Here is a 21,291-nt window from a genome sequence, read left to right on the forward strand (position 1 = left end):
TACTTACCCGAAAGAGAGTGACGGCATGAACGCCCCTGCCCCCAATCATCTGCCCTGGCCGACCGACATAGATCCGCGCGTCGAGGCGCTGGTCACCGAGGTGATCGGCCGGGTGGCGGACAAATGGACGATGCTGATCCTCGATGTCCTCGCCGAGCGGGGCGAGTTGCGATTCACCCAGGTCGGCCGTGAGGTACCCGGGATCAGCCAGAAGATGCTGACCCAGACGCTGCGCCAGATGGAACGCGACGGGTTGGTCGTGCGCACTGTCCATCCGGTGATCCCGCCGCGGGTCGAGTACCGCCTGACCGATCTCGGCTTCTCGCTCGGCGAAGCGTTTTGCGGCGTGTGGATCTGGGCGAAGGACAATCTCGAGCGTATCGACGCCGCGCGCGCGTCCTTCGATTCCCGACGGCCGGGCTGAGCGCCGCGCAATCCGTTGCAATCGCGGACCGGTTGATGCAGCGTCCCCGGCATAGCAGTCTGGGGGAGGCTCTTCATGCATAGCGAGATCCTGAAACCGGTCGTCGTTCTGATCGCCTGGACATTGGTGATGTTCGTCTGGATGATCGCGGTGCGCTTGCCGGCGATGAAGGCCGCCGGAATCGATATAACCAAGCTGAGGGGCGGCAAGGGCAGCGACGCCGACGGCGTGCTTCCTGCCAAGGCGCAATGGAAAGCGCATAATTACAATCACTTGCTTGAGCAGCCGACGTGCTTTTACGCCGTATCTTTCGTGATCGCCTTCACCGGCACCGGTGACGGGATCAATGCCTGGATCGCCTGGGCCTATGTCGCGCTGCGCATCGTACACAGCCTGTGGCAGGCGACGGTCAACAAGGTCTCGATCCGCTTCACGATCTTCATCCTGGCCACCCTTTGCCTGATAGCGCTTACTCTGCATGCCGCGATGGCGGTGTTCCATGGCTGAGAAATTCGAGCGCCATCGTCAGCCCTGGCGGCAGGACGAAATCCAGAAGCTCCACACGCTGGCCAAGAAGGGCATGGCGCTGAAGGCGATCGCCAAGGCGCTGACGCGGAGTGAGGAATCGGTCAAGCAGCGCGCGAAGGAAGACGGGTTGGCGATTGCGAAATTGCGGTGAGCGTTACTCCCCTCCCGCTTGCGGGAGGGGTTGGGGGAGGGCCTGTTATGTGGAGAGCGCTGTCTTCCGACACGCCCTCCCCTAGCCCCTCCCGCAAGCGGGAGGGGAATCCACCGCCTACCCGAACAATCTCGCCAAACTCCGGTCGAGCGTCACCAGCTGCCACAAGGTCCGCCCATGCTCCGCACGGCCCGCTTTGTGTTCCGCCGCGATCCGTTCGATCGCGGGCCCATCGAACCATTGCAGCAGCCGCGGTGAGCGCGCCAAGTCGGCCGCCTCGTCGGCTAGCGCGCCGCGGAACCAGGCGCTGATCGGGGTGACGAACCCCATTTTCGGGCGATAGAGGATGTCGTCGGGCAGATAACGCTGCATCGCCTTCTTCATCAGCCATTTGCCCTGGCCGCGCCGCAACCGCATCGACACCGGCAAGGTCGCGGCGAATTCCATCAACCTATAGTCGAGCAGCGGCTCGCGCGCTTCCAGGCTGACCGCCATGCTGGTACGGTCGACCTTGGTCAGGATGTCGCCGGTCAGCCAATGCTGGATATCGGCATATTGCGCGCGATCGAGTGCGTCGCGCGCCGGCGCGTCACGCATCGTCGCGATATAGCGATTCTCGGCGCGGTGACCGCCAAGCTGGCGCCAAGCCTCGGCGGTGAACAATTTCTCGCGCAACCCGGGCGTGGTCACCCCGACCGAGCGTGCATAGGCGGTCGCGCCATCCTCGGCGAGCGCAAGCAAGGTCGTCTTGGCGCGTAGCGGACGCGGTGCCCAGTCGGCCTTGGGATAGAACCGCCCGAGCGTGCGGAACACATTGGCCGACATATCGCGCGGCAAGAGCGAACGGATGCGCTCCTCGGCCGCCTGGAACTTGTATCGGCGATAGCCGGCAAACGCCTCGTCCGCGCCATCGCCGGACAAGGCCACTGTCACCTGTTCGCGCGCCAGCTCGCAGACACGAAACGTCGCCAGCGCCGAAGCATCGGCGAAAGGCTCGTCGAAGGCGCTGGTCAGCCGGTCGATCAGCGCGAAATCGTCGGCGGCGACGACGCGTTCGCGATGATCGGTATGATAGCGCGCGGCGATAGCGTCGGCATAAGCGCGCTCGTCATGCCCGGTTTCCTGGAAGCCAATCGTGCACGTCTTGACCGCGCCTTTCGACAATTCGGCCATCAGCGCAACCACCGCCGAGCTATCGACGCCACCCGACAGGAACGCGCCGAGCGGCACGTCGGACACCATGCGCAGCTTCACCGCGGCACGCATGCGGTCGACCAATTCGGCCTCGAGATCCTTGAGGGACCCGCTCGCGCGGTTGGTGAAGTCGAGATCCCACCAGCGGCGCGGCATCGGCACCGGCCGCCCACGCTCGAGCATCAGATAATGCGCGGCGGGCAGCTTCTTCACGCCGGCGACGACGCAGGCATCGTCGGGGACGTAGCCCAGCCCCATGAAATCCTCGATCGCGGCGAGATCGGGCGCGCGGCGGAGCAGCGGATGCGCGAGCAGCCCCTTCAGCTCGGAGGCGAACGCGACCGATCCGTCCGACAGCACGACGTAATGGAGCGGCTTCACCCCGAGCCGGTCGCGCGCCAGGAACAGGCATTGCCGCCCCGCATCGTGCAGCGCGAAGGCGAACATGCCGTTGAGGCGATCGAGCATCGCTGGACCCCATTGCCGCCAGCCATGGAGCAGCACTTCGGTATCGCCATTGGTGACGAACTTCGCGCCCATCGCTTGAAGCTCGGCGCGGACCTCGGCGAAATTGTAAATCTCGCCATTATAGGTGACCGTCAGGTCGCCATCGTGCATCGGCTGCGGGCTGCCCGCGACGTCGATGATCGCCAGGCGGCGATGCGACAGGCCGACACCCGACGCGGTCCACACGCCGGCGCCGTCGGGGCCGCGATGCGCCTGGGCATCGGCCATCGCCAGCACGCGGGCGCGATCGACCGGCTTGGGAGTTCCGGGATGATAGATCCCGGCGATGCCGCACATATTATTGACCAACCCCCGTGTTCGTGCTCGTCACCCCAGCGCAAGCCGGGGTCTCAGGCAATGTCGCCATAACTCTAGAGATCCCAGCTTTCGCTGGGATGACGGGAGTTGTCACCGGATCATCCCCGCCGAACGATCGGCCAAAACGTCGAGCGACCCCAAAGCCGCGAGGAATTTCGCCATCGCCGCGCGCGAGTCGTGGCCGGGCAGCGTTTCAGCTGAAACATGGATCGCAACCGCACGCTGCGGCCCGCCCAGCAGCTTGGCCTTGAGCGTTTCGAGCTTCACGATTTTGGGGTCGGATGTGAGGACATTGCCGATCCGGTACCACGTCGCGACCTGACGCTCCACCGGCCCCGGCACGGTGATGCGCATGACCGTACCGCCGTTGAGATCGTCGAGATCCTCGACCCGCACCCAGCGGTCATCCTGTTGCATGACGCCGATCCCGAAGCCCACCATCTCCTTGCCCTGATGCTGGCTGCCATAGACCGCGATCGCGAGATCGACGGCGTTACCCGCATCATCGACATAGCGGCCGAATAACTGATGATCGGCGCCTGGATAGGTCGGCATCCAGGGCGCACGCGTGCTGACCGGCGCGCGGGTCCAACCGGCGACCTGCGGCAAATCGATATGCTGCGGCAATGCCTGCGCGCGACCGGCGATCGCCGCCGACCACCCGGGGAACGCCGCCGCGACAGCGAGCACCAGCAACGCCGCGACGATCGTGTCGAGCGGCCAGCGAACCGGGCCTTGCAACCGCGCCGGATCGAACGCCGGCGCATCGGGCGCGCGGTCGAACCATTTCCAGCCGATCGCCAGCACCGCCGCCATTACCAACCCGAAGAACACCCAGCCGAACACGATATGATCGTAGCCGGTCGCCTGTTCGACGCTGGTCAGCACCGCGGCATAGATCGTCCCGAACGCGCGAACGCCATTGGCCAGCACCGGCACGATGATCGCCATCGTCATGAAGGCGATGCGCCGCGGCCAGGTGCGGTAGCAGAGGTTGGCGACCAGCACGCCATAAGCGATCATCGCGATGACGAACTTGGAGCCCGAGCACGCCTCCGCCACTTCGAAATACTTATCGCCCGCGGTGATCAGCACGCCGTCGACCGTCGCCGCGACGCCGACCAGATGGAGCAGATGCATCGTGATCCACACGGTGATCGTCTGGAGCGGCGGCTCGAGGAATTCGCCGAACGGCACCAGGAACAGCGCATAGGCGATCGGGAAGAGCAGCCCGCGCGCGACATTGGGCCCGAATATCGTCACCACCGCGCCCTGCAGCATCATCACCACGCCGAGATGCCGCGCGAACGATACCCCCCCGGCATCGCCGAGCAGCCAGCCGAATCCGCCCGCCGCAACCAGCGTGAGCCCGGGCGCCCAGGCTTGGGGAGTCAGTTGCGCCAACTCGCTCCGCCTGATCCATACCAGCCAGCCGACCACCGGAGCGATGAACAGGCAATGCCCGAAGGTAGTGTTGGTCCAATAGAGCTCTGCCAATGCCGCAACGTCCCGCCGGAACATCAGCAAGATCATCGCCATCGCCGCGGCAAGCGCCACCACCGGGCGGCGCCAGGCAGGAGCGATGGCGAGATCGGGACGAGGCGCGGAACCGGCAACGCTGGTCATGCCGCGGCCCGTCCCTTCGCCTTTGGCGGCACACCCTTCGCACCCCAGCCGATCAAGGCATCGAGCGGCGCCAGCCTGGCGTTCCAACCATAGCGCGCCTGGACCCGCTCGCGTGCCTTGCGCCCCATCGCCGCTGCGCCCTGTACGTCCGAAAGCAACCCGTTCACCGCGTCCGAAACTTCCGCCACGGTGTCGCCGCTCAGGATCGTGCCGTCATGGTCGATTCCCTCGGCGGCAGGCCTACTCGCGACGACCGGGCGCGCCATCGCCATCGCTTCGAGCACCTTGTTCTGGATACCGCGCGCGATCTTCAGCGGTGCGACCACGCAGGCCGCCGCCTCGATCCACGGCCGTACGTCCGCGACTTCGCCAGTCACCCGCACGCCATCCTGCTTCGCCAGTGCGGTAACCGCGTCGGTCGGGTTGCGTCCGACGATGACGAAGACCGCATCGGGATGAACGACGCGGATATGCGGCAGCACCGTTTCGGCGAACCAGGTCACCGCCTCGACATTGGGACGATAGTCCATCTGGCCGGTGAACACGATCAGCTTGCCGGTCGTATCGATGCGACGAAACGACGCGGCGGGATCGAAGAAGTCGGTATCGATTCCATTCTCGACCACCTGCACATTGACGGAGCCGGTGCGCTTGCGGAACAGATCGGCTTCGGCCTCGCTGACGAACACGCTGGCATCGACGCGCCGCGCGATTTGCCGTTCGAATTGGAACAACAGATTCGCCTCGCGCCGCATCAGCCAGCGCATCGGTCCGCGCGAGCCCTTTGCGTAATCCGCGAACTTGAGCGAATCCATATCGCAAAAGTCCATGATCACGCGAGCGCGAGTCTTGGCGGGCAGATATTGCGCCATCTGACCCGAAAAGACGTAGATCGTGTCGATCGAGCGGCGCTCCAACAGGTCGGCGATGACCTCGCGCATCGCGTGATTGTCGAACGCGGTCAGCGATGCCGGCCTGCGCTGGACCAGCGCCTCGACGAGCGCGCGCCGTCGCGATTTGCCGCGCCACAGGATCGACCGGCTGGCGGTGAATGGCACTAGCCCCTTCTTCGCCTTGAGGTCGCGGGGATCGTCGGCGAAGGCGACGAGATGCACGCGATGTCGCGCGGCAAGATGTTTAAGCACGTTGAACGCGCGGATCTTGTCGCCGCGATCGGGTGGAAAGGGCGATCGATGCGCGAGGAACAGGATATCCGCCATCAGCCGAGGCCTTTGGCGATCACCGGTCCCATCGCATTGGCGAGCCACAAGGGCAGTTTCTTCCACACCGCTACTTGCAGCCGATATTTCGGGCTCATCGGGTTCATCTCGCGCGGCGTTTCGCCAGCGGCGACACGCTTGGCGTAGCGCAGCGGGACGCCCTCGAATCCCCAATTCTTCTTGAACGCGGCGACTCCCGTCCCCGCTTTCGAGCGGCCAAAATCGTAGCGCGTGCACCCGCGTCCACGCGCATGGCGCATCAGTTCGTAATAAAGCCGGTCATTGGCCTTGAGCGCCCTCGCCTCCCGCGTGCCGCCGCCCCAGAACGGATAGACGGTGCCGTTGAGGTAGAGGCTGAACACGCTGGCATGCGGCTTGCCGTCTTTGGATACCGTCACGACGTCGGCATGCTCGCCCAACTCGGTGGCGACCGCGCGAAACAGCTTGGCGGGGAATACCGGCGTGCCGAGGTTGCGGACGGACTCCGAGAACACCGCGTAATGCATCGCCAGATCTTGCGGCGTGCTGCCGATCGCGATGTCCAAATCGGCGTCGAGCGACTTGCGGACATCGGCGCGCTGCTTGCGCGGGATCGCGAGCAGTTCGGCTTCGTCGTCCTTGGCGAGATCGCGCGAGAAACCGAGATAGGTCGTCTCGTCGACGATCCATCCCTCGCCCGGCGCCGGTCCGCCACGCAGTTCGAGGCTGGGACAGCCCAGCCGTTCGGCCATCGCCCAGGCCGACGCGGCGAGAGCGTCGGCAATCGCGTCGCGGCTCGTCAGGATACCGCCATCGACGGCGAACCCGGCCGAGACCAAAGCCTTGCCGAACAGCGGTGAGCGGATTTCGGTCAGTGGCAACACGCCGGCGAGCGTGCCATCGGCGTGCTCGGCGATCAGGCAATGCGCGGTCTGACCGCAGGCGAGCGCGACCGCGACGTTCCAGCCGGTCAGGTGGAACGGCGTGGCATCAGGATGCGCGCGGACATAGGAATCGATCCGCGCGCGCTCGCTCGGATTGCCCAAGTCTGCGGCGTTGATCGCCACCGGGGTCGAGACCAAAGGCATCGTCACTGCAGGCGCTCCGCTTCGATGGCGACGACGGCGTCGACGCGGCCCCAGTCGTGGCGCTTGACCAGCCCGCGCAATTTGCCCGCCATCGCGCCGAGCCGGCTATAATGGCGCAGCCGCGACTTGAGCGGCGCGCGCGCGACGCGCGGCTGGTCGGGGTCGACTTCCCAGGGATGGAAATAGAAGACCGCCGGGCGATGCTCGTCGCGATTGGCGCGCGCCACCGCCCGATCGGTGATCGCCGCCGGGAACAACCGGAAGAATCCGCCGCCGGTGGTGATCTTGCGCCCCGCGACCTCGGCGAGCGTGATCGGCAGTTCGATCAGGTCCGATCCGGCCACCGGACGATAAGCGTATTTGGGCGCGTCGGCCCAGCCATAATGGTCGTGGACGAGCGGCGCGACGCTCGACGAATAGGCATAACCTTCCTCGGCTAGCACCTGATGCGCCCAGGGTGTGCGCTGGTCGATCGAAAAGCTCGGTGCGCGATAACCGGTCACGCGCTGGCCCGATGCATCTTCCAGCGCGATGCGCGCTCGCTTGAGGTCGGCGCGGAACGCGTCGGGGGTCATCGTGAAGACGCGATCGTGGTCCCAGCCATGGCTCGCGACCTCATGGCCCTCATCAGCGATGCGGCGGATCAGCGCAGGGTTTCGCTCGGCCACCCAACCCAAGGTGAAGAAGGTCGCCTTGACCCCTGTCTCCCCGAACAGGTCGAGCACCATGTCGGTATTGTAAGCGACGCGGCTGTCCAGGCCGTCCCAATCGGCCTTGGCGATCACGCGTTCAAAGGCGCCGACCTGGAACCACTCCTCGACGTCGACGGACAGGCCGTTGCGCATGATGCCGCTCCCGTCGCGCGTCAGGCCGCGCGGCCACCGCGCGCTGCCGCGGCCTCGTTACCTTCGACCCAATCGACCAGCAATGCCAGCACGCGGCGCAACGCCGCATCTTGTTCCTCGAGCCGCGCCTCGATCGCCGCGAAGCGATCATGCGCAATCTCGATCGGCGCGGGCCTGGGGTCGTTCGCTGGTGCCGCAGGTTCCACCGCCGCGAGCGGTTCGCGCGTTGCGACCGGCTCAGGGGCCTTGATCGGCTCCGGCACCGCGAAGATTTCGGGCTCGGGCTTGGGTTCGGGCGCAGCAACGACCGGCCGCGGCGCGGGCGCGCTTGGGGCGGGCATGTCGCCGGTGATATCGGCGATCACTGCATCGACCACCTTGGCGTCGATCACGTCGACCTGCTCGATCGCGCCGAACAGCAACACGCGTCCCGCCAGCTGGTTGAGCCGGCGCGGCACGCCGTCCGACCCGCGATAGAGCGCAGCAAAGGCGTCGGGCGTGAATTTGGGACGGCCGTTCCAGCCGACCAGCGACATGCGGTGCAGCACATAGGGCTCGACCTCTTCGGCGCCCATCGGATCGAGATGATGCATCGCGATCACGCGCTGGCGGAGCTGTTCGAGCCGGTCGCTGCCATGCAGCGCAGCGCGGAATTCGGGCTGGCCGAGCAGGAATATCTGCAGCAGTGCGTGGCCGCCGGCCTGGAAATTGGACAACATGCGCAATTCTTCGAGCGCGCCAGTGTGCAGTGCCTGCGCCTCGTCGACGATCAGCAAGGTGCGGCGACCCGCGCGTGCGATCGAATGCAGGCCGCGTTCGATCGCGACGAGCAATTGCGCCTTCATCAGGCCCGCGGTCTCGACCCCCAGGCCAGTCGCGACGATGCGCAACAAATCGTCGCCATCGACCTGGCTCGACACCAATTTGATCACGTGCAGCCGCTCGCGGTCGATCGTCGCCATCAGATGGCCGACAAGCGTGGTCTTGCCCGCGCCGACATCGCCGGTGATGACGATGAAGCCCTCGCCCTGGCTCAGGCCATAGCCGAGATACGCCATCGCCTTGCGGTGGGTGGCGGTATCGAACCAGAATTTCGGATCGGGCGTCAGCGCGAACGGGCGTCCGCTCAATCCGTAATGGTCGTCATACATCGTCTTCGTCTCCGGGCGGGGAACCCCCGCCTCTCCGGTCAGAACTGGTAACGTGCTCCCAACGACGCCTGCGCGCTCGTCTGGTCCTCTTGCCCCTTCTGGCTGAAGGTATAGGCCCCGACCGAGACGGTCGTGCCGAGGCGGCCAAAGCTGCGCGAGACCGATCCGGTCGCGCCCAGACTGTAGATGCCCGGCGCAAGGCCGCTGTCGTAATAATTGGCGAACAGGTCGGCGTTGAACGACGTGTGCTCGCCGATCGAGGTCGAGTAGAAGAGCTGTGCGTAATAGCTCTCGTCGCTGGTGCCGATGATCACCACGCCCGGGCTGTTGGGCGCATAGAATTTGCGATTCGAATAACCCACGCCGAAGCCGAGCGTTGACGTGCCGCGAGTCAGCGTGGCCACCGCATCGACGCCGCGTGAGCGATAGGTCGCGGTCGACACCGACTGGAACACCGAATTCATGCACGCGCCCGCGGCGCCGCCGCCGGTCGTGCCGAAGGTGCATCCGGAGAATTGCTGAGCGAGCAAGTCGCGCGTCGCGGTGAACTGGGCGGGGAGCCCGCGCAAGCTGCGCTGCAACTGGCCGCCGAAGGTCTCGACCGTATCATAGACGCCGACCTGAACGCCGACGCTTCTGCTCGGGGCGTAGCTGAGCGAGCCGGTATAGCTCCACGACCCGTAACGGCGGCCGACATGCGCCTCGACCGCAGTGCGCGGGCTCGGACGCCAAATGACGCCGGCATCCCAATAGATGCCGTCGGTCTGATAGGCGATGCGGCGCGGCGAATTGGGATCGGTCACGAACCGCCCACGGCTGTCGGTGACCGGCACGCCGGCCGTGTCGAGCAACGGATCGCGTGCGCTCGAGGTCAGCTTTTCATAACCGACGCCGCCGACGACCGCGACATTGCCCGACAGCGGCATCACCGCGTCGACGCGGCCATAGAGATCGTCGAACCGGTTGCCGAGCTGGCTCTGGTCGTCGCGCGTCCAGCCGCCACTTGCGGTCAGGCCGACCGGGAGCACGGTGCCCGATTTGAAGCCAACCGAGGCGGTCGCGATCTGCGTCTTCGAATCGTCGAAATAATCGAGCCGCGGGCTGCCCGGGGCGACCCCGGTCGGACCCGGCTCGGTCACCTTGGTATAAGCGAAGCGATAGGCCGCATTGATCGCGACCGGACCGCTGCCGGTAGAGAGCGTCGGACCGACATAGCCCGAATAAACGTTGCTGACATTGTCACGGTCGTTGCCGAAGAACACGGGCGCCGCGCCGCGAATGTCGTTGCGCGAGCGCGTGGCGATACCGCCCGCGTCTAGCGACAGCCCGCGCGCGACGCGGACCTGCGCATTGGCCAGGCCAGTGACGACATCCGCGTCGCCGCTATTCTTGTCCCAGGCGAACTGATGCTCGTAGCGCGCCGATACATTGATCGACACGCGCCGCGTCTCGACCGACGCGTCGATCCCGGCCGCGGCCGAGCTATAGGTCAGCACGTCGCCAGACTGGACGTCGGCGGTGAGCACCTGGCTTAACTCGATATACGGCGCGATCGAGACCTTGCGGTCCCTGCCTCGACTCTTACCGCCATCGTCCTGCGCCGCTGCCGGCATTGCTGCCAGCAGCGTCGCAAGCGCGACCCCCGCGGAAAAAACGCGCATCATTGGCCCTCGTCCTCCTGGCCGTAATAACTGCCGAAACGAGCCCCCCCCGGGGCGAACGCAACGCTGTTCAACAAAAGCTGGATGTGCTCGCAGCCTTCCAGTCGCTGCACGGTGTCGCGGATCTCGCCTTCCGTCGTCTTGTCGGCGCGGACCACGAGCATGACTTGGCCGACATGCAGCGCCAGCACCGAAGCGGGCGACGCCGACAAAGCAGGCGGAGAATCGAAGATCACCATGCGATCCGGATCGGCAGCGAGCAGCCGCGCGATCAGATCGGGGGTGCGGCCGCTGGCGACCAGCTCGGTATCCGAAATGGTCTGGGTGCCGGCGGGCAGCAGACTGAGATTGGGAATATCGGTGCCGACCACGCATTTCTCGATGTCGATCGAGGGATCGTTCAGTGCATCGAGCAGCCCCGGACCATCCTCGACGCCAAGCCGGCTCATGATCGCCGGCTGAGCGAAATCGGCATCGACCAGCAGCACGCGGGTGTCGCGCTCCGCCGCCATCGAGATCGCCAGGTTGATCGCGCAATAGGTCTTGCCGTCGCCGGGCTTGGCCGAGCAGACCAGGATCGTCCGCGCCTTGTCGGGCTCGTGCTTGTTGAGCTGGCGCGCGGTGAGCAGCAGGTGGCGTTTGGCGAGGCGGAATTCCTCGGCGAGCACGCCGATCGCCGCACCCGGGATGAGCAACTGGTTTTCCACCAGCAGATCGCGGTCGACTTTGGCCTGGCGGCCCGCCACGGGCAGAGCCGCCGGCGGTACCGGCGTCGGCCGAGCGACGGGCGCGGCGGGTGTTTCCGCCGGCGCCGCAACCGCCAGGGGCGTTTCCGCCGGCTTCGGTGCCTCGGCGACGGGCACAGGCGCGACCGGCTTGAGAACCGGCGGTGCCTGCAAGTCGCTTTCGGGAATCGCGCGGGCGTTCAAGCGGGCCGAAAAGTCGTAGACTTCGGCAGCACGCTCGAGCAGCGATCCCTTGTTGGTGATGATCGGCTTGTTCATGCCGCGAGCCCCCGCATCAGCATTTCGACGCCAAGCAGGCCGACGAACGCCACCGGCAATGCGGCCGCCGCGCCCGCGAACATGCGCAGCTTGCGTTTCCTGAATTCGACTTCGACCCTGGACACGCGCTCGCTGATCGACCCGATCACCGGCAGTCCGGTCGCCTTTTCGAGGCGTCCGGCAGTGGCAAAGGTCGCTTTGAGCTGTGACAGCGCGAACGCACCGCCGACGCCGGCGAAGATCGCCGCGAGCAGCACCCCGGTCAGCAACAACGGCCGGTTGGGCGCGGTCGGCGCACGCGGCGCCACCGGCGGATCGATGACCTTGAACTTGATCGAGTCGGTCTGCGCCTGCGCCTGCGCCCGGACGCGAACGTCCTCGCGGTCGCTCAGCAATTTGTCATATTGGTCCTTGAGCACCTGGTAATCGCGGTCGATCTGGCTCTGCTCGTTGGCCGCCGCGGGATCGCCGTTCAGCTTGCTGGTGATCGCGTCCATGTCGTGCTGCAGCTGTTGCTTGCGCGCCGACAAAGCCGCGACTTGGGACTGCTTATCGACCTGCATCGACTTGAGCGAGAGATATTGCGGGTTGGGCTGGCCGTTGCCGGCAAAGCTGCCGACCGCCGGCTCACGCGCCGCCGCCGCACGCGCGGCACCGAGTTGGCTGTTGAGCGCGATCACGTCGGGATGCCTGTCGGTATAGCCCTTGGCCCGGGCATCGGCGAGCTGCCCCTCGATCGCGGCAAGGCGCGCGCGCGCTGGCCCGGCGCTGCCGGCACCGCCAACCCCTGGAATGCTCACGGCGGTTCCCGACATCTGGCCGTTGATCGACGCCAGGCTGGTCTGCGCGGCGGCGAGGTCGCCATCGATCTGCGCCATTTGCGTGCGCGCCGCCGACATGCGGTCGGACAGCGAGCCGGTACCGGGCAGCGATCCGAGATATTGCGTCTGGAACTGTGCGCGCTTGGCATCTGCATCGCCCAGCCTGCGCTGCAGATCCTCGACCTGGCTGTCGAGGAAACGCAACGTGCTCTGAGTGTCATTGCGGCTATCGGCCAGGTTCTGGTCGACGAAGATCGAGATCAATTTCTGGTTGATCTGCGCGGCGAGCTTGGGGCTCGACGAGGTCACGCTGATCTCGAACAGATTGTTCTGTTGAGCGACGATCTTGACGGCCTGCTGCAGGCCGGCGACGCGGTCGGCGATCTCCTGCGGCGTCGAGACGGTGTTGGCCAGGTCGGTGCCCCGCACGACCTTTTCCAGATTGACTGCGCTGGTCAGCGTCTGGCGGATCGTATCGACATCGTTCTGCTGCTCGGCCGCGCTGATGCCGATCTTCGACGGCAGCACCTGGCCCATCTGGACGAACACGCGCGCTTTCGATTCGTAGCGATTGGGCATCTGGCTGACCGCCAGCCAGCCCAGAATCGCGACGGCCCAGGCCGCCGCCAGGGCAATCCAGCGGCGGTTCCAGATCGCGTGGAGCGCGACGCGAAATTCGTCATAAAGGCCGTTCACGGTTTCAGGGCCTCCGTCAGAACATCGATTCGGGGATGATGATCACGTCGCCCGGCTCGAGCTTGACGTTCGCCGACGGGTCGCCGTCCTTGAGCAGCTTGCCGAGCTTGACGTTATACTGGCGCTGCTGGCCGGTATTGCGGTCCTGGCGCACCAGCCGCGCGCGGTTGCCCGCGGCATATTGGTTGAGCCCGCCGACCGCGATCATCGCGTCGAGCAGGGTCATGTTGGCGCGATACGGGATCGATGCCGGCTTTTCAGTCGCACCGACGATGCGGATTGACTGGCTGTACGTGCTCTGCGGGCTCTCGACGATGACCGAGACGATCGGGTCCTTGATATAGGTGCCCAGCGCGATCTTCATGTCGTCGGCGAGCATCGCCGGGGTCTTGCCGACCGCGGGCATATCGTTGACCAGGGGTGTGGTGATGCGGCCATCGGGGCGCACCTGAACCTTCGCCGACAATTCGGGGTTGCGCCAAACGAAGATGTTGAGCTGGTCCATCGGACCGATCACATATTCCTCGCTCGGCTGTTCGCGCGTTCCGACGAACGACGCGGGCGGCAATTGCGCACCGCCGCCGCCGGCACATCCCGTCAGCACGCTGGCGCTCGCACCGACGAGCATCAAGGCATTGGAAAACTTCACGAAACTCATAATCAGCCTCCCGTCTGCGCACGGCTGGACCGGTGACGTCACTCCGGCACGCGCAGACTTCGGGCTTGGCTATGGGGTCGAGGGGGTAAAGATTGCGTTAGGAGTAATCGGTCACACCAGTATTTCCCCGGGTCTGGGGTGGCCCAGGAATTCCCAGGGACTGGCGGTAAGTCCATATGCTCCCGCTATGAAGATCGCGATGACGTCACCCGGACCGGCCCGCGGCAGTTCGACCTGGTCGGCGAGGCGATCGAGCGGGGTGCACAGCGGACCGACCACGCTCACTGTTTCGCGCGGCGCGTCGGCCGACGCCGTGGCGACGGCAAGGGGATAGTTGCGACGCACGACGGTGCCGAGATTACCGGTGGCGGCGAGTTGATGGTTGAGGCCGCCGTCGCACACCAGGAAGGTCTCGCCCCGGCTTTCCTTGCGATCGATGATGCGGGTCAGATAGACGCCCGCTTCACCCACCAGCCAGCGCCCGAGTTCGATCGCGAATCGCGTGTCGGGGAGCGCCTTCAGCCTGAGCGTCAGCGCGGCACCAATCGCTTCGATATCAAGCACCTGCTCGCCCGGGAAATAGGGAATGCCGAACCCGCCGCCGAGATTGACGAGTGGCGGCGTTGCCCCCGCTGCCTCGGCCAGCCGGGCTGCAAGGTCGAGCGTATGCGCCTGGCTGTCGATGATCGCCGCGGGATCGAGCGCCTGCGACCCCGCGAAGATGTGGAATCCGCGCCAATCGGCGCCGGCCTTCAGGAGTCGTTTCACCAGCGCCGGGACGCGTTCGGCATCGACCCCGAAGGGCGAGGCGCGCCCACCCATCCGCATCCCCGACCCCCGCAGCTCGAATTCGGGGTTTACGCGCACCGCGAGGCGCGGTGCCGCACCCCGCCGATCAGCGATAGCCAACGCACGATCGGCTTCGTTTTCGCTCTCCAGATTGATCGTGACCTCGGCTGCAATGGCGGCGTCGAGCTCGGCATCGGTTTTTCCCGGCCCGGCGAAGCTGACTGCTTTGCCAAGCGTGGCAACCCGCGCCAGCTCGCCTGCGGATGCGACGTCGAACCCGTCGACCAGCGGAACCATCGCGGCGAGCAACGGTGCGAAAGGATTGGCCTTAACCGCGTAATGGAGGTCGATGCCCGGAAAAGCTGCGCGGAACCGCGTGATCCGGCTTCGGATCACTGCTGAATCGTAGACGAATAGCGGCGAGGAGCTGAGCAATTCTTCCACCGACCGGCCGCCGATCGTCAGCGGAAGCGACTGAAATTCCAGAGGGATCGCGCCCATCGGCTTCATGACGTCATCCCCCTCAATCCCGCGCGATCGAGCTTGCCGTTGGCATTGCGCGGCAGCTCGGCCAGCCAGATATAGCGCGCCGGATGCATGAAATTGGGTAGATCGCGGCGCAGACGCTCCCGCAAGACCGGTTCGGCGGAGCCGTCACCCTTCGCCACCACCACGATCGCCTGGCCTTGGCGTTCGTCGGGCACGCCGATGGCGACCGCCTCGCTGGTCTCGCCACCGGCGGTGATCGCTTCCTCGATTTCGTTGGGGCTGATGCGGTTGCCGGCCGATTTGATCATCTCGTCATCGCGGCCGACGAAGCGCAGCAGCCCGACGGCGTCGCGTACCGCCGTATCGCCGGACCATACCGCCATGCCGCCCGCTTGCGACCAAGCCGGTGCCGGGCGGAAGCGCGCCGCGGTCCGTTCGGGGTCCTGCCAATAGCCTTGGGCGACGAGCGGTCCGGCATGGACCAGTTCGCCCGGCTCATCGACGGCAGCCTCGGTCCCGTCGGGCCGCACGATCATGATTTCGGCGAAGGGAATCGCTCGACCGATAGAGTCCGGGTGGTCGGCGACCAAGGCGGGATCGAGATAGGTCGAACGAAACGCCTCGGTCAGCCCGTACATCGGATAGATATCGGTCTGCGGGAAATGCTCGCGCAGTCCGCCGATCAGCCGCCGGGTCAGAGTGCCTCCTGAATTCGTAATTCTTTTCAAAGATCTCGTGTCTATTTCCTGAGGATCGATATCAAGTAACTGCGCCCAGAGTGGCGGCACGCCGGCCAGCGTCGTGATCCGCTCGCGCTCGATCGCGCGGTAGACGTCGCGCGGCAGCAGATAGTCAAACGGCACGACACACGCCCCCGCCGCCCAGGTCGAGAACAGCTGGTTCTGGCCGTAATCGAAGCTGAGCGGCAGCACGCCGAGCACGCGGTCGGCAGGAGCGAGCCCGAGATAATGCGCCACGCTGATCGCCCCGAGCCACAAATTGGCGTGGCTGAGCATCACCCCCTTGGGCCGCCCGGTCGATCCCGAGGTGTAAAGAAGCGCCGCCAAGGCGTCCGGGTCGGCGTCCGAGGGCGGCAGGACCGGTCCGTCGAGCGGCGGATCGTCGGTCACGATCCTCGCACTCTCCGCATCGAGCGTCTCGGCGCGCGCCCTTTGCGTGATTAACAAGCGCGCGCCGCTATCGGCAAGAATATGCTGCACTTGTAAATGTTTGAGCTGTGGATTTACAGGAACATGGACGAAACCAGCACGCGCCGCCGCTAATGGCATCAGGCACGTGGTGCGCGTCTTGGGCAGCCAGGTCGCGACGCGATCACCCAGGGCCAGCCCCTGCCCCGCAAGCCATCCGGCCAGCGTTCCAACCGCCGCTTCCAGGCCAGCGAAATCGAGCATGCCATCGCGCGTCGCCAGCGCCGGATCGCCAGCGCGCCCACGCAACGTCAGGTGATCGAGCGGCCGCGGCACTGGATCGAGTGGGATCATGGGACCTTGATAGCGAGGCGCGACGCTTCCCCCAAGACTGGACTACCCTCGCAGCTGAAGCTCAACTCCCAACATCACTCCGGCCTCGTGCCGGAGTCCGCCTTGCGACGACGGAAGCCGTGACCCGTTACGCGGCGGACGCGCCCGGCATGACGAACTGAATGTATCGTGCTGAGGCATCGGCTTAGCCACAACGGCGAAGCGCACCGCCCCGACACCCTTCCCAACGCGCTTCCCTATCGGTAACGCGCCGAAACGATGACCACGCACCACGCTCCGTCGACGGTCGGCCAGACCGTGCGCGCCGTTCTCAAGGATATCCTGGCGCTCGACGCCGATCGCGTCGCCGCGTTCGACGACGATACGGCGCTGTTCGGCGCCCTGCCCGAACTCGATTCGATGGCGGTCGCCGGCGTGCTGACCGAGATCGAGGATCGGCTGCACATCCTGATCGAGGATGACGAGGTGGATGGCGAGATGCTCGAAAGCTTCGGCGCGCTTCGCCGCTTTGCCGAGGCCAAGGTCGCGGCAAGGGATTCCGCATGATCGATCACTACGACTGGGCCGGTGGGCGCGAGGCGATGATGCGCTTCGGCCCCGCCACCGGCCCGGTCGTGGTCGCGATGCTGCCGCTGTTCGAGGAAGCCAATCGCACGCGCACGTTCCTGAGCGGCGTGTTGCGCCGGCTTGCCGAGCGCCATATCGCAAGCGCACTCCCCGACCTTCCCGGTCAAGGCGAGAGCCTGGTGCCGACCGAAAATGCCATGCTCGCCGGCTGGCGCACCGCGCTGGCGTCCGCCGCAAGCGCTGCCGCGGGCGAGCGTCCTATTCATATTTTATCCTGTCGCGGCGGGGCGTTAGTCGATCATGACGTCAAGGCGGTATCGCGCTGGCAACTCGCGCCCGCCAAAGGCGAGGCGCTGGTCCGCGAGCTGCTCCGCACCAGCGCTGCCGCGGGCGAGCGGATCGAAATCGACCTCGGCAATTACAACGACGAGGGCAATCCGGTGACGATCGCCGGCAATGCATTGTCGCGCACGTTGCTCCGCGATCTCAACGCCGCCGATTGCGTGCGCGACGGCGCCGTCCGCGTCGTCCGGCTCGAGACCGACCCCGCTGTCGCCGATCGCAAGGTCGCCGGCGCACCGCTCTGGCGCCAGAGTGAACCAGGCGACGATCCCGCGCTCGCCGACGTGCTCGCGGACGATATCGCCGACTGGATCGCGCGATGCGCGAGCTGACCAATTTTCCCTGCGATGGCGACGCGCTGATCGGCACGCTCGATGACGCGCCGGGGACGACCGGCCTGTTGATCGTATCGGGCGGCAACGAACTGCGCTGCGGCGCGCATCGCGGCATGGCGCTGCTGGCCGCCGATCTCGCCGCCGCCAGCATTCCGGTGTTCCGCTTCGACCGGCGCGGGATCGGCGATTCGGACGGTACTAATCACGGCTATCAGGATAGCGGGCCGGACATCGCTGCCGCAGTTCGCGCTTTCCGCACGCTGGCACCGCAACTGACTCGCGTCGTCGGCTTCGGCAATTGCGATGCCGCCACCGCGCTCGCCTTGTTCCATCGCGGTGCCGGGATCGATGCGCTGGTGCTCGCCAACCCCTGGGTCGGCGACGAAGACGATTCTTTGCCCCCCGCCGCCGCCATCCGGTCGCATTATGCCGATCGCGTGCGCGATCCGCGCGCATGGCTTCGCGCCTTGTCGGGAGGGATCAATATAGGAAAAGCGATCAAGGGGTTACGCAAGGCTTCTTCCAAATCGAAAGAAGCTACAAATCCGATCGCCGCACGGATGGCGGTGGCGATGGTCGATACGCCACGCACCATCCTGCTCGCCCAGCGCGACAATACCGCGATCCGCTTCCAGCATGCGTGGCGCGAGTCGGATACGATCCGTCGCCGCGAAACCGACAGCCACAGTTTCGCGCGGCCGGGCGATGGCGACTGGCTGCGCGAGCAGATTCTGGTGGCGATCCGGAGCGCCTGACGCGGGAACGCCCCGCTCGCCTTCGCGTTTAGCCGTGACGTGACGGGAGCTACCGCATGTTTTCCAACCAAGATGTCGTCCGCGGAGCGCTGCAAGCTTATGTCGACAAGGACCGCGAGGCGATCGAGCAGTTGATCGCTGAAGACTTCCACTTCTCCAGCCCGCTCGACAACCGGATCGACCGCGACACCTATTTTCGCCTCTGCTGGCCCAACAGCGGCAACATGGAGGATTTCAAGATCGTGCGCATGGCGACCGACGGGGACGCGGTGTTCGTCACCTATATCGGCACGGTCAGCGGCAGGCGTTTCCGCAACACCGAAGTCCATACCGTACGCGACAGCAAGATCGTCGAGGTCGAGGTCTATTTCGGCTGGAACGTCCCCCATGACGTCGCCGAAGGCGAGCATGCCGACCCGAAGGCCGAGCCGGCAACCGCCTGACCTCACTCGGCCGCTTCGGCGACCTTCTCGAAATCCGCCTCTGCCAGGAACCGCTCGGCGTCGAGCGCGGCCATGCAGCCGGTCCCCGCGGCGGTGACCGCCTGGCGATAGACCTTGTCCATCACGTCGCCGCAAGCGAACACGCCGGGGACGCTGGTCCGCGTCGTGCCGGTTTCGACCTTAATATAATGGTCGGCGTCGAGTTCGAGATGTCCGCGGAACAATTCGGTCGCCGGATGATGCCCGATCGCGACAAACCCGCCCTCGACATCGAGCCGCGACAATTCGCCGGTCACCGTATCGCGCAATTCGAGCGCAACCAGCCCGGATGTGCCGCCGCCGTCGACAAAGGTCTCTACTTCCTTGTTCCACAGCACCTTGATCCGCTCATTGGCAAACAGCCGCTGTTGGAGGATTTTCTCTGCCCGGAACGAATCGCGGCGGTGGATCAAGGTCACGTCGGGCGAGTGGTTGGTCAGGTAGAGCGCTTCCTCGACCGCGGTGTTGCCGCCGCCGATCACCGCGACCTTCTTGCCGCGATAGAAGAAGCCGTCGCACGTGGCGCAGGCGCTGACGCCTTTGCCCTTCAACGCTTCCTCACTGTCGAGCCCCAGCCATTTGGCCTGCGCGCCGGTCGCGATCACCAGCACGTCGCCGACATAGACGTCGCCGCTATCGCCGATCAGCCGGAACGGACGCCGGGTCAGGTCGACCTCGACGATCGTGTCCCACATCATCCGCGTGCCGACATGCTCGGCCTGCGCCTGCATCTCCTGCATCAGCCAGGGGCCCTGGATCACCTCGCGGAAGCCGGGATAATTCTCGACATCGGTGGTCGTGGTCAGCTGGCCACCGGGCTGGATGCCCTGGACGACGATCGGCTCCATCCCGGCGCGCGCGCCATAGATCGCGGCAGACAGGCCGGCCGGGCCCGAGCCGAGGATGAGCATGCGAGTGGTATGCGTAGTCATGCGGGACGTCCTAAGGGCGAAGGGCCCTTTCGCGCAAACATGGGTTGAGATTTATCCACAACAAGCTGCGTGGAGACGGAGAAAAGCTTGCACCTGCCCAAGTGCGGCAGGATGCTGGGCCGATCAATTTTCGAGCAAGGAATGCGATGGTGCGACGTCTCGGATCGCCGATTCTCTGTGCGTTGACCCTGACCAGCCTCGCTTGTAGCGCGCAGAGTATATCGCAGTCGGACAAACAGCCCGCCCCCGCCAAGAGCGCGCCGCCGGTGCGCACCATCGGAGTCTGGCAACCCGCGGCAGGGCAAACCCAGTTGCCAATCTGGCCCGGCAGCCCACCCGATGGCACGCTCAGGCCACAGCCGCCCGAAAGCGTGAATACCTACAAGGAACCGCTCGAATTCGGCGGCAAGTCCGAAGCGGTGCTCGACATCGCGATCCCGACGATGACGATCATCCCGCCCAAAGGACGCAGCAACGGCACCGCCGTCATCGTCTTCCCCGGCGGCGGGTTTCAGATGGTGTTCGTCACGCTCGAGGGCACCGAGATCTGCGACTGGCTGGTCACCAAAGGCATCACCTGCATCGTCTCGAAATATCGCGCGCCCGGTGGCAATGAATATTGGGACGACGGGCTTCAACGTCACATCACGCCCAAGATCATGCGCGCGTTGCAGGACGCGCAGCGGACGATCCGGCTGGTTCGCTCCAAGGCGAAAGAGCTGCACATCGACCCCAACAAGATCGGCGTGATGGGCTTTTCGGCGGGCGGCTATCTGGTCGCGCAGACCAGCAATATTCTGACGCCCGCGTACAAGCCGGTCGATGCGATCGATCGCATCAGCAGCCGACCCGACTTCGCCGTCGCACTCTATCCCGGCCATATCTGCCGCGACGGTAAGTTCGACCCCACGCTGCCGATCATCAAGACTGCGCCGCCCACCTTCATCGCGCAGGCCTGGAACGATCCGATCGACCCGGTCTGCAATAGCTTGATGTACGCCAGCGCGCTCGACAAAGCCGGCGTGTCGACAGAACTGCACCTGTTCGCGAAAGGCGGCCACGCTTTCGGACTACGCAAGAAGAATGAACCGGTCGGGGTCTGGCCGCAATTGGTCGAGCGCTGGATGACGCAGATCGGGATGCTGTAGGCGAGCATCCAACCCATATCGTCACCCCGGCCTTGTGCCGGGGTCTACCGTCCCCCAAGCTGAGGCGCCAGCGGCTCCG

The 21,291-nt window shown here is 65.6% G+C and carries 21 protein-coding genes; 8 read left to right on the forward strand and 13 right to left on the reverse strand.

Features of this window, described 5'->3' with window-relative positions; genetic code table 11:
- The first annotated feature begins 25 nt into the window (after positions 1-25).
- From AC1DRD_RS12735 to AC1DRD_RS12745, 3 genes are all read left to right on the forward strand, one after another.
- A complete protein-coding gene (locus AC1DRD_RS12735) occupies positions 26-424 on the forward strand; it encodes a winged helix-turn-helix transcriptional regulator (protein ID WP_478029139.1) in 399 nt (132 codons plus the stop codon).
- A gap of 75 nt (positions 425-499) precedes the next feature.
- Positions 500-931, forward strand: a complete 432-nt coding sequence (locus AC1DRD_RS12740; protein WP_478041648.1) for an MAPEG family protein — start codon at positions 500-502, stop codon at positions 929-931.
- Positions 924-1,103, forward strand: a complete 180-nt coding sequence (locus tag AC1DRD_RS12745; RefSeq protein ID WP_478041649.1) for a hypothetical protein — start codon at positions 924-926, stop codon at positions 1,101-1,103. Before AC1DRD_RS12740 ends, AC1DRD_RS12745 begins: the two co-directional genes overlap by 8 nt.
- A gap of 117 nt (positions 1,104-1,220) precedes the next feature.
- On the opposite strand, the gene AC1DRD_RS12750 is transcribed toward AC1DRD_RS12745, so the two are convergent.
- From AC1DRD_RS12750 to AC1DRD_RS12805, 12 genes are all read right to left on the reverse strand, one after another.
- Positions 1,221-3,101, reverse strand: a complete 1,881-nt coding sequence (locus AC1DRD_RS12750; protein WP_478041891.1) for an XrtA/PEP-CTERM system amidotransferase — start codon at positions 3,099-3,101, stop codon at positions 1,221-1,223.
- A 111-nt stretch (positions 3,102-3,212) separates the two neighbouring features.
- Entirely contained in the window at positions 3,213-4,748 is a 1,536-nt protein-coding gene (gene xrtA / locus AC1DRD_RS12755) for an exosortase A (protein ID WP_478041650.1), read from the reverse strand.
- On the reverse strand, positions 4,745-5,968 hold the full coding sequence (locus AC1DRD_RS12760) for a TIGR03087 family PEP-CTERM/XrtA system glycosyltransferase (RefSeq protein ID WP_478041651.1): 1,224 nt from the start codon (positions 5,966-5,968) through the stop codon (positions 4,745-4,747). Before AC1DRD_RS12760 ends, xrtA begins: the two co-directional genes overlap by 4 nt.
- The gene (locus AC1DRD_RS12765) at positions 5,968-7,035 is read right to left on the reverse strand and encodes a FemAB family XrtA/PEP-CTERM system-associated protein (RefSeq protein ID WP_478041892.1); all 1,068 of its coding nucleotides are present in this window, start codon (positions 7,033-7,035) and stop codon (positions 5,968-5,970) included. Before AC1DRD_RS12765 ends, AC1DRD_RS12760 begins: the two co-directional genes overlap by 1 nt.
- A gap of 2 nt (positions 7,036-7,037) precedes the next feature.
- Positions 7,038-7,880: an XrtA system polysaccharide deacetylase gene (locus AC1DRD_RS12770; protein ID WP_478041653.1), complete on the reverse strand. Its 843-nt coding sequence runs from the start codon at positions 7,878-7,880 to the stop codon at positions 7,038-7,040.
- A 20-nt stretch (positions 7,881-7,900) separates the two neighbouring features.
- Positions 7,901-9,031 (reverse strand): AAA family ATPase, encoded by a 1,131-nt coding sequence (locus AC1DRD_RS12775; protein WP_478029145.1) that lies wholly within the window; start codon positions 9,029-9,031, stop codon positions 7,901-7,903.
- A 38-nt stretch (positions 9,032-9,069) separates the two neighbouring features.
- Complete coding sequence (locus tag AC1DRD_RS12780; RefSeq protein ID WP_478041654.1) at positions 9,070-10,692, reverse strand: hypothetical protein; 1,623 nt, start codon at positions 10,690-10,692, stop codon at positions 9,070-9,072.
- A complete protein-coding gene (locus AC1DRD_RS12785) occupies positions 10,692-11,696 on the reverse strand; it encodes an AAA family ATPase (RefSeq protein WP_478041656.1) in 1,005 nt (334 codons plus the stop codon). The genes AC1DRD_RS12780 and AC1DRD_RS12785 overlap by 1 nt, the downstream gene beginning before the upstream one ends.
- On the reverse strand, positions 11,693-13,213 hold the full coding sequence (locus AC1DRD_RS12790) for an XrtA system polysaccharide chain length determinant (protein WP_478041657.1): 1,521 nt from the start codon (positions 13,211-13,213) through the stop codon (positions 11,693-11,695). Before AC1DRD_RS12790 ends, AC1DRD_RS12785 begins: the two co-directional genes overlap by 4 nt.
- A gap of 16 nt (positions 13,214-13,229) precedes the next feature.
- Positions 13,230-13,871 (reverse strand): XrtA/PEP-CTERM system exopolysaccharide export protein, encoded by a 642-nt coding sequence (locus tag AC1DRD_RS12795; protein WP_478041658.1) that lies wholly within the window; start codon positions 13,869-13,871, stop codon positions 13,230-13,232.
- Positions 13,872-13,982: 111 nt separating this feature from the next.
- Positions 13,983-15,170 carry a pyridoxal-dependent decarboxylase, exosortase A system-associated gene (locus AC1DRD_RS12800; protein WP_478041659.1) on the reverse strand — a complete coding sequence of 396 codons (1,188 nt, stop codon included), beginning with the start codon at positions 15,168-15,170 and terminating at the stop codon, positions 13,983-13,985.
- Complete coding sequence (locus AC1DRD_RS12805; protein WP_478041660.1) at positions 15,167-16,651, reverse strand: acyl-CoA ligase (AMP-forming), exosortase A system-associated; 1,485 nt, start codon at positions 16,649-16,651, stop codon at positions 15,167-15,169. The genes AC1DRD_RS12800 and AC1DRD_RS12805 overlap by 4 nt, the downstream gene beginning before the upstream one ends.
- A gap of 258 nt (positions 16,652-16,909) precedes the next feature.
- Here AC1DRD_RS12805 and AC1DRD_RS12810 point away from each other — a divergent pair, with 258 nt between their 5' ends.
- Genes AC1DRD_RS12810 through AC1DRD_RS12825 form a run of 4 tightly spaced genes read left to right on the forward strand, consistent with a single transcriptional unit; the run spans position 16,910 to position 19,093 of the window.
- On the forward strand, positions 16,910-17,197 hold the full coding sequence (locus AC1DRD_RS12810) for an acyl carrier protein (protein ID WP_478041661.1): 288 nt from the start codon (positions 16,910-16,912) through the stop codon (positions 17,195-17,197).
- Positions 17,194-17,892 (forward strand): hypothetical protein, encoded by a 699-nt coding sequence (locus tag AC1DRD_RS12815; RefSeq protein ID WP_478041663.1) that lies wholly within the window; start codon positions 17,194-17,196, stop codon positions 17,890-17,892. Before AC1DRD_RS12810 ends, AC1DRD_RS12815 begins: the two co-directional genes overlap by 4 nt.
- On the forward strand, positions 17,880-18,650 hold the full coding sequence (locus AC1DRD_RS12820) for a hydrolase 1, exosortase A system-associated (RefSeq protein WP_478041664.1): 771 nt from the start codon (positions 17,880-17,882) through the stop codon (positions 18,648-18,650). Before AC1DRD_RS12815 ends, AC1DRD_RS12820 begins: the two co-directional genes overlap by 13 nt.
- 56 nt (positions 18,651-18,706) lie before the next feature.
- Positions 18,707-19,093 (forward strand): nuclear transport factor 2 family protein, encoded by a 387-nt coding sequence (locus tag AC1DRD_RS12825; RefSeq protein WP_478029155.1) that lies wholly within the window; start codon positions 18,707-18,709, stop codon positions 19,091-19,093.
- Positions 19,094-19,095: 2 nt separating this feature from the next.
- Here AC1DRD_RS12825 and trxB read toward each other — a convergent pair whose 3' ends face one another.
- The gene (trxB, locus tag AC1DRD_RS12830) at positions 19,096-20,064 is read right to left on the reverse strand and encodes a thioredoxin-disulfide reductase (RefSeq protein WP_478029156.1); all 969 of its coding nucleotides are present in this window, start codon (positions 20,062-20,064) and stop codon (positions 19,096-19,098) included.
- 146 nt (positions 20,065-20,210) lie between these two features.
- On the opposite strand from trxB, the gene AC1DRD_RS12835 reads away from it, so the two are divergent.
- The gene (locus AC1DRD_RS12835; protein WP_478041666.1) at positions 20,211-21,212 is read left to right on the forward strand and encodes an alpha/beta hydrolase; all 1,002 of its coding nucleotides are present in this window, start codon (positions 20,211-20,213) and stop codon (positions 21,210-21,212) included.
- Positions 21,213-21,291 lie beyond the last annotated feature (79 nt).

This window comes from Sphingomonas sp. P4_G2, assembly GCF_056401155.1.

What these genes read in the sequence shown, in the direction of transcription:
- AC1DRD_RS12810 (WP_478041661.1), top strand. Translation starts at nt 16,910, where the DNA reads ATGACCACGCACCACGCTCCGTCGACGGTCGGCCAGACCGTGCGCGCC.
- AC1DRD_RS12800 (WP_478041659.1), bottom strand. Translation starts at nt 15,170, where the DNA reads ATGAAGCCGATGGGCGCGATCCCTCTGGAATTTCAGTCGCTTCCGCTG.
- AC1DRD_RS12750 (WP_478041891.1), bottom strand. Translation starts at nt 3,101, where the DNA reads ATGTGCGGCATCGCCGGGATCTATCATCCCGGAACTCCCAAGCCGGTC.
- AC1DRD_RS12745 (WP_478041649.1), top strand. Translation starts at nt 924, where the DNA reads ATGGCTGAGAAATTCGAGCGCCATCGTCAGCCCTGGCGGCAGGACGAA.
- AC1DRD_RS12795 (WP_478041658.1), bottom strand. Translation starts at nt 13,871, where the DNA reads ATGAGTTTCGTGAAGTTTTCCAATGCCTTGATGCTCGTCGGTGCGAGC.
- AC1DRD_RS12835 (WP_478041666.1), top strand. Translation starts at nt 20,211, where the DNA reads ATGGTGCGACGTCTCGGATCGCCGATTCTCTGTGCGTTGACCCTGACC.
- trxB (WP_478029156.1), bottom strand. Translation starts at nt 20,064, where the DNA reads ATGACTACGCATACCACTCGCATGCTCATCCTCGGCTCGGGCCCGGCC.
- AC1DRD_RS12765 (WP_478041892.1), bottom strand. Translation starts at nt 7,035, where the DNA reads ATGCCTTTGGTCTCGACCCCGGTGGCGATCAACGCCGCAGACTTGGGC.
- AC1DRD_RS12760 (WP_478041651.1), bottom strand. Translation starts at nt 5,968, where the DNA reads ATGGCGGATATCCTGTTCCTCGCGCATCGATCGCCCTTTCCACCCGAT.
- AC1DRD_RS12740 (WP_478041648.1), top strand. Translation starts at nt 500, where the DNA reads ATGCATAGCGAGATCCTGAAACCGGTCGTCGTTCTGATCGCCTGGACA.
- AC1DRD_RS12820 (WP_478041664.1), top strand. Translation starts at nt 17,880, where the DNA reads ATGCGCGAGCTGACCAATTTTCCCTGCGATGGCGACGCGCTGATCGGC.
- AC1DRD_RS12735 (WP_478029139.1), top strand. Translation starts at nt 26, where the DNA reads ATGAACGCCCCTGCCCCCAATCATCTGCCCTGGCCGACCGACATAGAT.
- xrtA (WP_478041650.1), bottom strand. Translation starts at nt 4,748, where the DNA reads ATGACCAGCGTTGCCGGTTCCGCGCCTCGTCCCGATCTCGCCATCGCT.
- AC1DRD_RS12780 (WP_478041654.1), bottom strand. Translation starts at nt 10,692, where the DNA reads ATGCGCGTTTTTTCCGCGGGGGTCGCGCTTGCGACGCTGCTGGCAGCA.
- AC1DRD_RS12785 (WP_478041656.1), bottom strand. Translation starts at nt 11,696, where the DNA reads ATGAACAAGCCGATCATCACCAACAAGGGATCGCTGCTCGAGCGTGCT.
- AC1DRD_RS12815 (WP_478041663.1), top strand. Translation starts at nt 17,194, where the DNA reads ATGATCGATCACTACGACTGGGCCGGTGGGCGCGAGGCGATGATGCGC.
- AC1DRD_RS12775 (WP_478029145.1), bottom strand. Translation starts at nt 9,031, where the DNA reads ATGTATGACGACCATTACGGATTGAGCGGACGCCCGTTCGCGCTGACG.
- AC1DRD_RS12825 (WP_478029155.1), top strand. Translation starts at nt 18,707, where the DNA reads ATGTTTTCCAACCAAGATGTCGTCCGCGGAGCGCTGCAAGCTTATGTC.
- AC1DRD_RS12770 (WP_478041653.1), bottom strand. Translation starts at nt 7,880, where the DNA reads ATGCGCAACGGCCTGTCCGTCGACGTCGAGGAGTGGTTCCAGGTCGGC.
- AC1DRD_RS12805 (WP_478041660.1), bottom strand. Translation starts at nt 16,651, where the DNA reads ATGATCCCACTCGATCCAGTGCCGCGGCCGCTCGATCACCTGACGTTG.